Annotated in this window: 13 protein-coding genes, 1 pseudogene and 1 riboswitch; of the genes and pseudogenes, 12 read left to right on the top strand and 2 right to left on the bottom strand. The window is 36.8% G+C overall.

Annotation, left to right across the window (positions count from 1 at the left end):
- Positions 1-29: 29 nt before the first annotated feature.
- Positions 30-710 (bottom strand): VC0807 family protein, encoded by a 681-nt coding sequence (locus B9N79_RS16030; RefSeq protein WP_046216842.1) that lies wholly within the window; start codon positions 708-710, stop codon positions 30-32.
- 144 nt (positions 711-854) lie between these two features.
- Between B9N79_RS16030 and B9N79_RS16035 the strand changes: the two genes are divergently transcribed.
- Entirely contained in the window at positions 855-1,250 is a 396-nt protein-coding gene (locus tag B9N79_RS16035; RefSeq protein ID WP_046216843.1) for a secondary thiamine-phosphate synthase enzyme YjbQ, read from the top strand.
- 266 nt (positions 1,251-1,516) lie between these two features.
- On the opposite strand, the gene B9N79_RS16040 is transcribed toward B9N79_RS16035, so the two are convergent.
- The gene (locus B9N79_RS16040) at positions 1,517-2,152 is read right to left on the bottom strand and encodes a GTP pyrophosphokinase (RefSeq protein WP_019393348.1); all 636 of its coding nucleotides are present in this window, start codon (positions 2,150-2,152) and stop codon (positions 1,517-1,519) included.
- Positions 2,153-2,487: 335 nt separating this feature from the next.
- On the opposite strand from B9N79_RS16040, the gene B9N79_RS16045 reads away from it, so the two are divergent.
- The 11 genes and pseudogenes from B9N79_RS16045 to B9N79_RS16095 form a co-directional block, all read left to right on the top strand.
- Complete coding sequence (locus tag B9N79_RS16045; RefSeq protein WP_019393349.1) at positions 2,488-2,916, top strand: hypothetical protein; 429 nt, start codon at positions 2,488-2,490, stop codon at positions 2,914-2,916.
- A 75-nt stretch (positions 2,917-2,991) separates the two neighbouring features.
- Positions 2,992-3,177: a hypothetical protein gene (locus B9N79_RS16050; protein ID WP_019393350.1), complete on the top strand. Its 186-nt coding sequence runs from the start codon at positions 2,992-2,994 to the stop codon at positions 3,175-3,177.
- A gap of 146 nt (positions 3,178-3,323) precedes the next feature.
- The gene (locus B9N79_RS16055) at positions 3,324-3,575 is read left to right on the top strand and encodes a transcriptional regulator SplA domain-containing protein (protein WP_019393351.1); all 252 of its coding nucleotides are present in this window, start codon (positions 3,324-3,326) and stop codon (positions 3,573-3,575) included.
- Between the two features lie 70 nt (positions 3,576-3,645).
- Positions 3,646-4,674 (top strand): spore photoproduct lyase, encoded by a 1,029-nt coding sequence (gene splB / locus B9N79_RS16060; protein WP_019393352.1) that lies wholly within the window; start codon positions 3,646-3,648, stop codon positions 4,672-4,674.
- 167 nt (positions 4,675-4,841) lie between these two features.
- Positions 4,842-6,158, top strand: coding sequence for a vWA domain-containing protein (locus tag B9N79_RS16065; RefSeq protein WP_046216844.1), 1,317 nt, complete (start codon positions 4,842-4,844; stop codon positions 6,156-6,158).
- A 137-nt stretch (positions 6,159-6,295) separates the two neighbouring features.
- The gene (locus tag B9N79_RS16070) at positions 6,296-6,667 is read left to right on the top strand and encodes a hypothetical protein (RefSeq protein ID WP_019393355.1); all 372 of its coding nucleotides are present in this window, start codon (positions 6,296-6,298) and stop codon (positions 6,665-6,667) included.
- Between the two features lie 283 nt (positions 6,668-6,950).
- Positions 6,951-7,155, top strand: a riboswitch (cobalamin riboswitch).
- A gap of 137 nt (positions 7,156-7,292) precedes the next feature.
- Positions 7,293-9,563, top strand: coding sequence for a ribonucleoside-diphosphate reductase subunit alpha (locus tag B9N79_RS16075; RefSeq protein WP_046216845.1), 2,271 nt, complete (start codon positions 7,293-7,295; stop codon positions 9,561-9,563).
- Between the two features lie 35 nt (positions 9,564-9,598).
- Positions 9,599-10,639 carry a ribonucleotide-diphosphate reductase subunit beta gene (locus B9N79_RS16080; RefSeq protein WP_019393357.1) on the top strand — a complete coding sequence of 347 codons (1,041 nt, stop codon included), beginning with the start codon at positions 9,599-9,601 and terminating at the stop codon, positions 10,637-10,639.
- 425 nt (positions 10,640-11,064) lie between these two features.
- The gene (gene pfkA / locus B9N79_RS16085; RefSeq protein ID WP_019393358.1) at positions 11,065-12,024 is read left to right on the top strand and encodes a 6-phosphofructokinase; all 960 of its coding nucleotides are present in this window, start codon (positions 11,065-11,067) and stop codon (positions 12,022-12,024) included.
- A 63-nt stretch (positions 12,025-12,087) separates the two neighbouring features.
- A pseudogene (gene pyk, locus B9N79_RS16090) lies at positions 12,088-13,500 on the top strand (pyruvate kinase); the annotation flags it as partial.
- Positions 13,501-13,590: 90 nt separating this feature from the next.
- Positions 13,591-13,724 (top strand): class II fructose-bisphosphate aldolase (locus tag B9N79_RS16095; RefSeq protein ID WP_205635670.1); only part of this gene is annotated, 134 nt, incomplete at its 3' end.

The following is a 13,724-nucleotide window of genomic DNA, read 5'->3' on the forward strand; positions in this document are numbered from 1 at the left end:
AAGCATCCTGCTATTATGCAGGATGCTTTTTAGATTAGCTTATGGTCAGAAGATGGTGGTGGGTTTTGGTCTTCATCCTTTTCATCTTCTTCATGTGGAAGCATATTGCCAAGCTTGCTTGCAACAATAATGAGAGCAACCGTTACAACTCCTGAAAAAATCCAGCCTGTTACACGCATTACAACAAGCATTTTATCGTATCCATCAACACCGTATTTTCCGATTAAATACCACTTCACACCGCTTGTAGCGAACTGTCGAAGCGCCATGATTCCTGTGCAAATTTGGAATCCTTTTAGAATAGAAGGGTGCAGACAAGCTGTGAGTGTTTGTTGACGATCATAGCCCATTAACTGATAGCCATCAACGAAAAAATACATAGCGAATGGTCTTTTTGTAAATGTTGTCACAAGGAAAAAGGCGCCAATAACAGCAGAAACATATACGCTATTAACGAGCATTGCTTCAGCAGAGCCTGATAAAAGATCAACAGCAGTGCTTGAAATCATCGTTGTTAAAATAAACAGCCCTGTTACATTAAACTGCTTGTCTCGACCGAAGCGATAAAGCGTATAAAGGATACCAGGTCCTGTGGATAGAAGCATTGCATAATAGTCACCAAGGCTTTCACGGCCATATTTCCAAATTAGCCATGGAACAGCAATGTAAAATAGAATATCAAAAATAATTGTACGACTTGCTTTTCCCAAATCTATGTGCCTCCTAAAATTCGATTAGAATCAAGCTGTTTCTCTTTTGCGAAATCGGTTATAGTACTTGTAAGAACACTCGGTTCTAGTAAAAAGTGTAGCAGAAATTCTAGAAAATAAAAGGAAAAAAGGAGAAATTATTTCATGTTGAAAAAGTTTACGGTAGAAACGAAAAAAAGAGATGAAATGATTGATGTAACAGACACAGTACGTAGTGTTATAAAGGAGGCGAATGTGAAAGAAGGAGCGGTTCTTGTATATTCTCCACATACAACAGCAGGCATTACGATTAATGAAAACGCAGATCCAGACGTGAAGAAAGATATGATTCGGCGCTTTGATGAAGTTTATCCGTGGGAACATAGGGAAGATCGTCATATGGAAGGTAATACAGCAGCTCATTTAAAAGTAAGCACAGTTGGTCCTTCGCAACACATTATCGTTACAGAAGGGGATCTTCTTCTTGGAATTTGGCAGGGAATCTATTTTTGTGAATACGATGGTCCAAGAACGCGTACATTTTATGTGAAAGTATTATAAAAGAAGAAAAAGCTGACAACCTAGTTGTCAGCTTTTTTATTATATTTTAAAACAGACCAACAAGGGCTCGTACAAGTATAAGTACAATGAAAGAGCCAAAAACTGTTGCTGCAATCGCGATTAAAAAGATTTGCGCGATTTTTCTTAGATTCACCTTGTCCACCTCGTTAAATGCATTCTTTCTTTTATCGTAGCTTATTAAGAGGTAGAGAGCAACTGATAGTCCTTGTTTTTTGAAGAATCGTCATATTTAAACGAAGAAGGAACTAGTGCATAATCATCGAATCATAAGCATTTTCGATATTTTGAATTTCTTTTCGAACCTTGGCCATTTTCAAATCTAGCTCGTTAGCGGCAGAGGCAGCTTCTGATAATTCTTCTTTTAAATGGGTAGGGATTTCTCGGTCGTATTTATAGAAAATCTTATGTTCAACACTTGCCCAAAAATCCATTGCAATAGTGCGAATTTGAATCTCTGCTCTAACCATTTCTGTTTTCTCATGCATTACAACAGGTACTTCGACAATTAAGTGTAGACTTCTATAACCGTTTGATTTTGGTTCTTTAATATAGTCTTTTTCTTCAACTACAGTTAGATCAGGACGTGAATAAAATAAGTCACGTAAAAAGTAAATATCTTCTTCAAAACAACATACAATGCGTGCGCCAACGATATCATTTAAAACATTTTTTGCACTTGTTAACGTTGCAGCCGCACCTTTTCTTTTTAACTTTTTTGTCATGCTTTCCGGGCTCTTAACCCGAAACTTCATATGTTCAATTGGATTGTGCTCAAGTGAAAAATAAGCCTCCTGCTGGATGATTTTTAGTTTAGTTTTAAGTTCATCAACAGCAAACTTATATGGCATTAAAAATTGTAGCGTTTCCTTACTAGGTAACATTGTTAAAAGCTCCTTGTCATATGGAAATTTCCAGTAACTCACTTTTTTAATGTAGATTCATCATTATTAAAGCACTGCTATAAAAATTCGTCAACTTTTAAGGAATAAGGGAGATGTATCCACTAAAAATTTATTTTAAAGTGAAATAACCCCCAAAAAAGATGAGTATAACTTGAATATTATAGTAGGGTTATTTTTTTGGGTTTTTAACGTCTTAAAAATAAAAATAATGTCAAAAATGGAAAATAGTCAGTAAAGCTGTTTTGCAACTTATGTGTAAACATCATGCGAACAACTTCAAGCATGACGGCTCTACTGATGATGGGAGTATAACAATGGACAATTACGAAATTAAGCAACTAAGCAGCACGGAGGAATGGTTTCAAGTTTTTCATTTTCTAAAACGTCTTGATGCGGAATTAGATCGTGATCAATTTATTCAGCAAGCAACGGTTATGAATGCAGAAGGTCATCATTTCTTTTCGCTTTCTGTGAAGCAAAAGATGGTGGTTATTGTTGGGGGAAGCATTCATACCAACTTTTGCGACGGAAAACATTTGTACATTAGTGAGCTTCTTTATGGGAATGAGGAGATTGATTTATATATAGATGCTTTGTTTGTTTATTTGCAAACATGGGCAAAGCAAAAAGGTTGTAAGAAAATTATTGTGTCCACGAACGTTGAAAATGAGAGGTTTCAACATCATGATAGTGCACTTTTAAATTATGATGAAAGTCGTCACACGTTTGTTAAACAACTGTAATGTGAAAAATGAAACTTTGCTCTTACCTTTTTCGTTAATGTGGTAAAGACACTGTGAAAAGGAGAATGATCGATTGTGGATTTTGATTTTGTAATGGTTTTAACCATTTTGTTGTTTCTGCTTAGTTTAGGTGGGTATGTTTATTATCGTCGCCTTTTAGTTCTATGGGAAGAAAGAGAAGCAGACAATCGCTCTACTCAAACAAAAGATGTCTTTGCAAATCGGTTGAAAAACGCGCAAAAATCAAGCCAAAATGTATAATATAGAGTAAAAAAGTAGCATCTACAAGATGCTGCTTTTTTTTTGGTAACATTGGCTAATTCATTAGACGGTTCATAAAACAGTATATGGTGGAGACGCTAAAAAAATGGGATAGTTCCTAAAATCTAAACGAGAGAAGGGATAAAATGAATACGCTTGATCCAAAAGAAATACGCGAAGGAGACGACGTGTATGTTATATATCGCAATCCACATGCTGCGACAGTAGCAAACATTCAAAAAGCAGAGATTGTACAACACCCTGAAAATAAAAACGACGTTGCTCTTTTTATTCATGAATCATATCACCTTATTGGTGAAGATGATGCTCTTTTCCCTACGGAACAAGATGCACAGCAGGCATACAACGAAATCTTTGATTATGAGCAGTACGATTAAAAAAATGATTCTCTACTATATAAAGGAACGCTTGTAAAGCCCGTGTCTAACGGAGAAAGGATTTACAGAGATGATAAAACCTTTTGTACCCCAGCTTGTATATATTGAACCAAGAGCGCTTGAATACCCTCTTGGTGTAGAATTGAAAGAAAAGTTTGAAAAGATGGGCCTTGAAATAAGAGAAACAACTTCACATAATCAAGTGAGAAACATTCCAGGGAAAAATCATCTACAGCAATACCGTAACGCCAAATCAACGCTTGTTGTTGGCGTAAGAAAAACGTTAAAGTTTGATACATCAAAGCCATCAGCAGAATATGCAATACCTTTTGCAACAGGATGTATGGGACACTGTCACTATTGTTATTTACAAACAACAATGGGAAGTAAACCATACATTCGAACATATGTAAATACAGATGAAATCTTTGATCAAGCAAGAAAGTATATGGAGGAAAGAGCACCTGAAATGACCCGTTTTGAAGCTTCATGTACTTCTGACATTGTTGGAATTGATCACTTAACACATACGCTTAAACATGCTATTGAATACTTTGGAAAAACGGATTTTGGAAGACTGCGTTTTGTTACAAAGTTTCATCATGTTGATCACCTTTTAGATGCAGAGCATAATGGACGTACAAGATTTCGTTTTAGTGTGAATGCTGATTATGTGATTAAAAATTTCGAGCCTGGAACATCACCGCTTGATTATCGAATTGAGGCTGCGAGGAAAGTGGCAGAAGCAGGATATCCGCTTGGGTTTATTGTTGCGCCTATTTACATTCATGAAGGCTGGGAGGAAGGGTATAAGACGCTTTTTGAAAAGCTTGATGCACAGTTGCCTGAAAGTGCCCGAGAAGACATCACTTTTGAAATGATTCAGCATCGCTTTACAAAGCCAGCAAAGCGAGTTATTCAAAAAAACTATCCAAAATCAAAGCTTGAAATGGATGAAGAAAGTCGCCGCTATAAGTGGGGGCGATATGGAATTGGAAAATATATTTATTCTAAAGATGAAGAACATGAGCTTCGTGAGCATTTGGAATCTTATATCGATAAATACTTTCCGAACGCCAAAATTGAATACTTCACATAATAAAGCTAGAGAATATCTCTAGCTTTATTTTTTTGTTGATTGGCTAGGGGAATTTTAAGATAATGAAGAAGATAGGGGCTGGTAAATACGGGAAGTTATGGAGCGTGAAAGAAGCAAAACCGATATAATAGAAGAAAGCATTTTAGAAAGAAAGGTGCATAATAAATATGAAGCGGAAAACGCTCTTAGTCAGTTTTTTTATTTTCATTTTATTTATACAAACTGCATGTGGCAAAAAGGAAGAAACTGATGCTCATTCAAGCACTAATATAGAAAACATACCACAAGCAGCAGAAACTGTAGAAGATATGAACAATCAAAAGCAAGGAATTCTTGTAAAAAAGTATTTAAGGGGGAGAGAACTTGCCCAAACGTTAAAATATGACGAAATCATCGAAAGTGATCTAGAACCTTCTCTACATAAGAAAATTGATTCATTTGCCCAGTTACAAAAAAGTAGCGAGCAATCGTTTTATAACTATCTTGTTTACTTATTAGGAAGTGGAGAGTACGGGGAAATAGAAAAAGAGCTTGAAACATTTGAACCTGTATTTCCAGAGGTAACTGCTGATCAAAAGAAAAAGAAGAATGCCGTATTTTTGATAGACGGGAGTCAAAGTATGGAGGAAACGTTAGGAAACCAAACAAAACTTTCCTTAGCAAAAAAGGCAATTATTGATTTTGCAGCAGCTCTTCCTAACGACGAATCTCTTACACTTCTAACATATGAAAACCCAATAGAAGAGAGGGAGGAAACACAAAAAGTCCCCGCATGCCGGAATATACAAGTAGCATATGATCATAAGTCATATGAACCAGGTGAATTTGCTTCTTCTCTAGCAGAATATAGAGAAGGAGATGACACTTCATTTACAGCAGGATTGCAAAAAGCAGAAGAAGTTCTTTCTTCCTACAGTGATAAACAATATGAAAACTCTATTTATATTATTAGCGATGGAATAGATATTTGTGAGAACGAAGGAGAAGAAAGTAAAAGTATTCTTTCTAATGGCAGCGAGGATATCCATATTATTGGTCTTGATGTAGATCAAGAGGAGGAAGCGGCACTTCAACAAGTCGCAGCAAAAGGTACCTACAAGACCGTAGCAACCGAAGAAGAACTCCAAACATACATTAAGGAAGAGTGGGAGCAAGAAACGCCTGAAAAAACTTTTGTGCAAGAAGCTTCAATTTCAGATGAGGAACAGCTTAGCGAGCAGAGACGTTTTGACTCTATTAAAGAATCTTATGATAAAGCAAGCCTAAGGGAGCGTGATCGTCTTCTTTTAGGGGTAAAATATATAGAGGAACAAAAATTACTCTCATCAAATGAAATAAAACGGTTAGAAAAACGTATTTTAAATCAATATAAAAGCCGTAAAGAAGCCGTATGGGAGATTAGAGATCAAAAACTAGCTCTCATGAAAGCGAAAATAAAAGAAAATAATAAAATGATTCAAGAGTGGAAAGATAAGTGGCAGTGACATTCATAAAAGAGAAGAGCATGCTCTTCTCTTTTATGCTGGAAAATATCCAGAAAAATGTAAAAAAGGGGGAACAGAAGAGAAAATGTATGATAAACTTGGGATAATTGTTTAGTATATATGAAAGGAGAAGAAGAGTGAAAAATACCAAAAGAGATACGGCGCTTTCCTTTATATTTTTAGGACTTTTATTTTTAGGGTTTGTACAAGTATGGCACGAGCGTCAATATGTGCTTGGGGTTGGTGCAATGCTTGTAAGTTTTGTCGGCATCTGTGGGGTATGGAAAGGAATTAATAAAGAACGTCAAAAAGATATTTTGTTAGGAATAAAACTTTTTTTTATAACCATTATATTTTGTTTACTACACCGTTTTGTCTTTCCTTTTATACAAAGTATAAACAATGATCATCGCTTTCTAGCCGCTTTTTTATCAAGCCTCCTTATCGTCTTTACTATGGACAAACTTGTCCGAATTACGTATCACAAGCTTCATCAAAAGTCTGCTTAAGAAAAACAAAAGATGTGTATTATAAAACTAGTTCATATTTTTTGTGAACTAGTTTTTTTAATAGTAAAAAAGTGAAATTGATTTTTTTATAAGGAACAATACCTTGAGAGAAAAGAAGTTTAATAAAAGCGGGAAAAGTCAAGGTCTTTCTTTCGGGCAAGAACTGTGTATAATCAAGTATTGTAACAAACATAGAGTTTTTCTGTTGTAAAATCTAAAAGAGTCTGATAGAATAATAAACACAATATGTAGTGCTTAGATGAATATGGAAATACTATATTTTGTATAAACCTAAAATAAAGGTGTCATGTATTGACTTAAAAGGGAATTTGGTAATCAAACCAAAACTGTACCCGCAACTGTGATTGCTGATGAAATAAGCACATCCACTGTATGAACGAAAAGGCTTACATAAGCTTATTATACGGGAAGGGCTTAGAGTAGAGAGACGCAAAAGTCAGGAGACCTGCCTTTTATTGAGACGTTTTATTCTGTTCGGGAGTTAGGAGGATAAAGCGAGGGTTGTGCTTTTTTGTGCGCACATTCCTTCGCTTTATGCTCATTGCTCTCGAAGAGACAATGAGCTTTTTTTGTAGAGTGAATGGTAAAGACTGGAGGAAATAGTATGTTACAAACAAATTCGAACACGTTAGAAACGGTTGTCGAAAAAGATGGAGCTGAAGAGGCATTAGTTGGATATCTAGAAAAACTAAAAGAAAAATATCCACATCTAGATTTTGACGATTATGAACAGAAAATTGTTCAAGGGGTGTTCACATTACAGAAAGTCACGAGAGATCGTCTTTCAAACTTGCTTATTTTAGGTGCGCTTGAGCGTATTAACACGCTTGAACCTGATTGGACATATGTTGCAGCTAGCGTTTTATTGGACAAGCTTTACGGAAATGCAGCAGAAAACCGTGGCTATCAAGCAGATGAGAAATATGGTTCTCTTTATCATTTAATTGAGACGTTAACAAACACAGGAATTTTCAGCCCTGCTCTTTTATCTTCTTACACGAAAGAAGAGATTGAAAAGATTCAAAGTTTTATTTCACAAGAACGTGATGAACTTTTTACATACATCGGGCTCCTGACATTATCTGATCGTTACTTAGCTCAAACACACGATCGTAAAACCATGGAATTACCGCAAGAGCGCTTCTTAATTATTGCAATGACGCTTATGCAAAATGAGCCAAAAGAAAAACGTCTTGCTCTTATTGAAGAAGCATATTGGGCTCTTTCAAATCTTTATATGACAGTAGCTACACCAACACTTGCAAATGCAGGTAAAACATATGGCCAGCTATCAAGCTGCTTTATTGATACAGTTGAAGATGATTTAAGAAGCATCTACGACAGCAATACAGACGTTGCTACACTGTCAAAACACGGTGGAGGCATTGGGGTATACCTAGGGAAAGTGCGTCCAAGAGGAAGCGATATTAAAGGATTTAAAGGTGTTTCCTCAGGAGTTATGCCATGGATGAAACAGCTAAATAATACAGCGGTGAGTGTTGATCAGCTTGGACAGCGTAAAGGAGCAATTGCTGTTTACTTAGATGTATGGCATAAAGATATTTTCAGTTTCCTTGATGCTAAGCTGAATAACGGAGATGAGCGTCTGCGTACACATGACTTATTTACAGGAGTATGCTTACCAGATTTATTTATGGAGAAAGTGCAAAACAGAGAAGAATGGCATTTATTTGACCCACATGAAGTGCGAAGCGTTATGAACTATTCTCTTGAAGATTTTTATGATGAAGAAAAAGGTAGCGGTTCATTTAGAGAAAAATATGAAGAGTGTGTAAGAGAAGAGAAGCTTTCTCGCGAAACAATTCCGGCAATTGAAATTATGAAACGAATTATGATTTCACAGCTTGAAACAGGTACACCTTACATGTTCTATCGTGATACAGTAAACCGAGCAAATCCGAACAAACATAAGGGAATGATCTACGGAAGTAACCTTTGCAGTGAGATTGCTCAAAACATGAGTGCAACAACACTTGTTGAAGAAACAACAGATGGAGGCACAATTGTAATTCGCAAAGAGATGGGCGATTTTGTTGTGTGTAACTTATCTTCTGTTTCACTTGCAACAGCTGTAAAAGCAGACGTTCTACCTCGTCTTGTGAAAATTCAAATGCGCATGCTTGATAATGTAATTGACTTAAATACAATTCCTGTACCACAAGCTAAATATACGAATGAAAAGTATCGTGCTGTTGGACTAGGAACGTTTGGGCTCCATCATCTACTAGCCCTTGAGGGAATTAGCTGGGAAAGTGATGATGCTGTTGAGTACAATGATCGCTTATATGAGAATATTGCCTATTATGCAATTTCAGCGAGTATGGAGCTTGCAAAAGAAAAAGGTTCATACCCTGTATTTGAAGGTTCAGAATGGGAAAATGGCCGCTATTTTGAGGATCGCGGGTATACGAGTGATCGTTGGGAAGAACTTCGTGCTAAAGTTCAAGAACACGGAATGCGAAACGGCTACGTTATGGCTGTTGCACCGAATTCTTCAACAAGTATTATTGCGGGCTCTAGCGCAAGTATCGATCCTATTTTCCGCAAAGAATATTCGGAAGAAAAGAAGGACTATAAAATTCCAGTAACGGCACCAGATCTTACACCGCAGACAAACTGGTATTATAAATCAGCATATCACATTAATCAAAATTGGAGCATTAAACAAAACGCAAAACGTCAGCGTCACATTGACCAAGCTGTATCTTTTAATCTTTATGTACAAAATGATATTCGTGCAAAAGACCTTTTAGATCTGCATCTTAATGCATGGTCAGAAGGATTAAAAACAACATATTATGTTCGTTCAACATCTGGAGATGCAATTGATGAATGTGAAAGCTGCCATAGCTAAGCGTAACATATATAATAGAAGAAAGGTGAATTGTGATGTCATATACACTAAAAAAGCGTGACATTATGGATCGTCAGGCACCAAACAGATCAACAAGCATTATTAACGGAGAAAGCTCTAATGTTTTAAACTGGGATGACGTTCGATTTAGTTGGGCGTACCCTAAATATAAAAAAATGCTAGCGAACTTTTGGACACCGTTTGAGATTAATATGTCACATGATATTAAGCAGTTTCCGCAGCTAACAGAAAAAGAACAAGACTCTTTCTTGAAAATTATTGGACTTCTTGCTCTTTTAGACAGTATTCAAACAGACTATGCCGGGAAAGTAGCAGACTATTTGACAGACTCAAGCTTAAATGCGCTTATGATTATGCTTGCACAGCAAGAAGTCATTCATAATCACTCTTACAGCTACGTACTTTCAAGCATTGTAAACAAATCTAAACAAGACGAAGTTTTCAACTACTGGCGTGAAGAACCAACGCTTGTAGAGCGCAATGAATTTGTCACGAACGGTTATAAGGATTTTGCTGAAAATCCAAACGTCGAAACGCTCTTAAAATCGCTTGTGTACGACGTGATTTTAGAAGGTTTGTTCTTCTATTCTGGTTTTGCCTTTTTCTATCATCTTGCTCGCAACCGCAAAATGGTAGCTACAAGTACCATGATTAACTACATTAACCGAGATGAGCAAATTCACGTTGATTTATTTGTGAAGATTTTTAAAGAAATTTTAGTGGAGTATCCAGAATACAACACGAAAGAACTTCACCAATTTATTAATGAAACACTTAAGCGCGCCGTTGAGCTTGAAGTAAGCTGGGCTAAGACTGTAATTGGAGACGAAATTGAAGGTCTTGTTCTACAAGAGGTAGAAGATTACATTAAGTTTTATGCAAACGTTCGGGCAAATCAGCTTGGTACTGATCGTCCTTATGAAGGATACCGACAAAATCCCCTTCGTTGGATTAAAGCATATGAAACAGTGGATCTTGGCAAAACAGATTTCTTCGAACAAAAAAGTCGTCAATATGCTAAAACAACAGATGCAAATGGTTTTGATGAACTATAAAAAACGAAAAAGCGCAGAATCTTTTCTGCGCTTTTTCTCTTTGTTAAAAAAGGTAATGGATTGACAAGGATAGGTTATACTAAAAAATAGAGTTGGAAACTTTTTAAGGAGCAACAGCGTTAAGGTGAAAAAATATGAAATAACGCAAAGAAGGGCGAAAAACGAAGAAAAAAAGTGAAAAAAAGTGAAAAAAAGAGATGATAATCGCTTTCATGCTATTTTCACAAATATAACAAGTATGTTAAGGTAATAGGCGTAAATCAATGAGTTTCTACAATGGAGTCTTTTCCATTATAAGGTATACATAAAGAAGAGTGAAATTTTTCATAATGTAATGCTTAGAAACGATTCCCCATTTCCTATGTAAGATTGTTTGTAAAAAAGACAATCTTGAAATATGATAGATGTATGAGGTGATGAGAAAAATGAAAAAAATCGGCGTATTAACGAGTGGCGGCGATTCTCCAGGTATGAATCCAGCAATTCGTGCGGTAGTCCGCAAAGCAATCTTTGAAGGACTTGAAGTGTATGGAATTAGTCAAGGATATAAAGGGCTTATTGAAGGAAACATTCAAAAGCTAGAAGTTGGTTCTGTTGGAGATATTATTCAACGGGGTGGAACAATGCTTCAGTCAGCTCGCTGTGAAGAATTCAAAACAGAAGAGGGACAAGATAAAGGTATTGAGCAACTGAAGAAACATGGTATTGAAGCATTAGTTGTTATTGGAGGAGATGGATCTTACCAAGGCGCAATTAAGCTTACAAAAAAAGGATTTCCTTGTATTGGAATTCCAGGAACTATTGATAATGATATTCCAGGAACAGACTATACGTTAGGGTTTAACACAGCTTTACATACTGTCATTGATGCAATTGACCGTATTCGCGATACGGCTTCTTCGCATGAGCGCACATTCATCATTGAAGTAATGGGACGAGATGCTGGGGACATTGCACTTTGGTCAGGTCTTGCTGGTGGAGCAGAAACAATTCTGATTCCGGAAGCAGACGAATCTTTCGATGATATCATTGCTCGTCTTCATCAAGGAAATGAGCGTGGTAAGAAACACAGCATTATTGTTGTTGCTGAGGGTGTTATGAGTGGAAATGAACTTGCTGAGAAGTTAAAAGAAAAGTCAGGTGTCGAAACGCGTGTAACAGTTCTTGGCCATATTCAACGCGGAGGATCTCCATCTGCATTTGACCGCGTATTAGGAAGCCGTTTTGGTGGATATGCTGTTGATTTACTATTGCAAGGCCGCGGCGGACGTGCTGTTGGAATTCAAAAAAATGAGCTTGTTGATTACGATATTCTAGAAGTATTAGGAAAAGAACATCATATCGACATGAACATGTATAAACTATCTAAAGAATTATCAATCTAAAGAAAAAGAACGTGTAGTAATTTGTAACTGTTTCATAATCTTTAGACGTAAGGAGAAGAGAGAATGAGAAAAACTAAAATTGTATGTACTATTGGACCAGCTAGTGAAAATCGAGAAACATTCACGAAATTAGTAGAAGAGGGTTTAAACGTAGCTCGTTTAAATTTCTCACACGGTGACTTTGAAGAGCACGGTGGCCGTATTAAAACAATTCGTGAAGTGTCAAAAGAAACTGGTAAGACAGTTGCTATTCTTCTTGATACAAAAGGCCCTGAAATCCGTACAAACGAAATGGACGGCGGAGCACTTGAGCTTGTAGCAGGTGAAAAAATCATCGTGTCAATGAAAGAAGTAAAAGGAACGAAAGAAAAGTTCTCTATTACATACTCAAACCTTGTGAACGATGTAAAACAAGGGGATACAATTTTACTTGACGATGGTTTAATCGGTCTAACTGTAGACACTGTTGACGCTGCAAATGGTGAAATTCATACAACAATCGAAAACACTGGCGTTCTTAAAAACAAAAAAGGCGTAAACGTTCCTGGCGTAAGCGTAAGCCTTCCTGGTATTACAGAAAAAGACCGTGCAGATATCTTATTCGGGGTTGAGCAAGGCGTAGATTTCATTGCTGCTTCTTTCGTTCGTAAAGCAGCAGACGTTCTTGAAATCCGTAAGCTCCTAGAAGACAATAATGCAACGGATATTAAGATCATCTCTAAAATTGAGAACCAAGAAGGAATCAATAACATTGATGAGATCTTAGAAGTTTCTGATGGTTTAATGGTTGCTCGCGGAGACATGGGTGTTGAAATCCCGGTTGAAGAAGTACCTCTTGTACAAAAAGAGCTTATCGAAAAATGTAACCATTTAGGAATGCCTGTTATTACAGCAACACAAATGTTAGATTCTATGCAACGTAACCCACGTCCAACTCGCGCTGAAGCAAGTGACGTAGCAAACGCAATCTTTGATGGCACAGATGCAATCATGCTTTCTGGTGAGACGGCTGCTGGGGACTATCCAGTTGAAGCTGTTCGCACAATGAACAGCATCGCACTTCGCGCAGAATCTGCTCTTGATTATTCAAAAGAAAAACTTTTTGCTGATTCAGTGGGCGTTTCAAGCGTAACAGATGCAATTGGTCAAGCAGTAGCAGATACAGCAATGACGCTTGATGTAAAAGCAATCTTAGCTCCAACGGAAAGCGGATATACAGCACGTATGATTTCTCGCTTCCGTCCAAAAGCAACAGTTGTAGCAATCACAAAGAATCAATCAACTTCTCGTAAGTTAATGCTTATGTCAGGTGTTGTTCCAATCGAAGGCAACACGTTTGAAACAATTGATGATATTACAAGTGATGCAACAAACCTTGCTGTTGATAAAGGTATTATTGAGCACGGTGATCTTGTTATTCTTGCAGCTGGAATGCCATTTGGTAAGTCTGGTTCAACAAACCTTTTAAAAGTTCACGTAGCTAACTAATTTAGGCAGAATACCGCGTAAAGAGCGAGAGCTCTTTATGCGATTCTATATTACATATTCTAATTTGGAGGAATTATCATGCCATTAGTATCAATGAAAGAAATGCTAAATACTGCGAAAGATAACGGTTATGCAGTAGGTCAATTCAACTTGAACAACTTAGAGTTCACGCAAGCGATTTTACAAGCAGCACAAGAAGAAAAATCTCCAGT

Source organism: Priestia filamentosa (assembly GCF_900177535.1).
Taxonomy (GTDB): Bacteria; Bacillota; Bacilli; order Bacillales; family Bacillaceae_H; genus Bacillus_I; species Bacillus_I filamentosa.

Bases quoted from the DNA above. Each gene is read 5' to 3' on its own strand.
- B9N79_RS16035 (WP_046216843.1), top strand. From the start codon at position 855: ATGTTGAAAAAGTTTACGGTAGAAACGAAAAAAAGAGATGAAATGATT.
- B9N79_RS16040 (WP_019393348.1), bottom strand. From the start codon at position 2,152: ATGTTACCTAGTAAGGAAACGCTACAATTTTTAATGCCATATAAGTTT.
- B9N79_RS16045 (WP_019393349.1), top strand. From the start codon at position 2,488: ATGGACAATTACGAAATTAAGCAACTAAGCAGCACGGAGGAATGGTTT.
- B9N79_RS16055 (WP_019393351.1), top strand. From the start codon at position 3,324: ATGAATACGCTTGATCCAAAAGAAATACGCGAAGGAGACGACGTGTAT.
- splB (WP_019393352.1), top strand. From the start codon at position 3,646: ATGATAAAACCTTTTGTACCCCAGCTTGTATATATTGAACCAAGAGCG.
- B9N79_RS16065 (WP_046216844.1), top strand. From the start codon at position 4,842: ATGAAGCGGAAAACGCTCTTAGTCAGTTTTTTTATTTTCATTTTATTT.
- B9N79_RS16075 (WP_046216845.1), top strand. From the start codon at position 7,293: ATGTTACAAACAAATTCGAACACGTTAGAAACGGTTGTCGAAAAAGAT.
- B9N79_RS16080 (WP_019393357.1), top strand. From the start codon at position 9,599: ATGTCATATACACTAAAAAAGCGTGACATTATGGATCGTCAGGCACCA.
- pfkA (WP_019393358.1), top strand. From the start codon at position 11,065: ATGAAAAAAATCGGCGTATTAACGAGTGGCGGCGATTCTCCAGGTATG.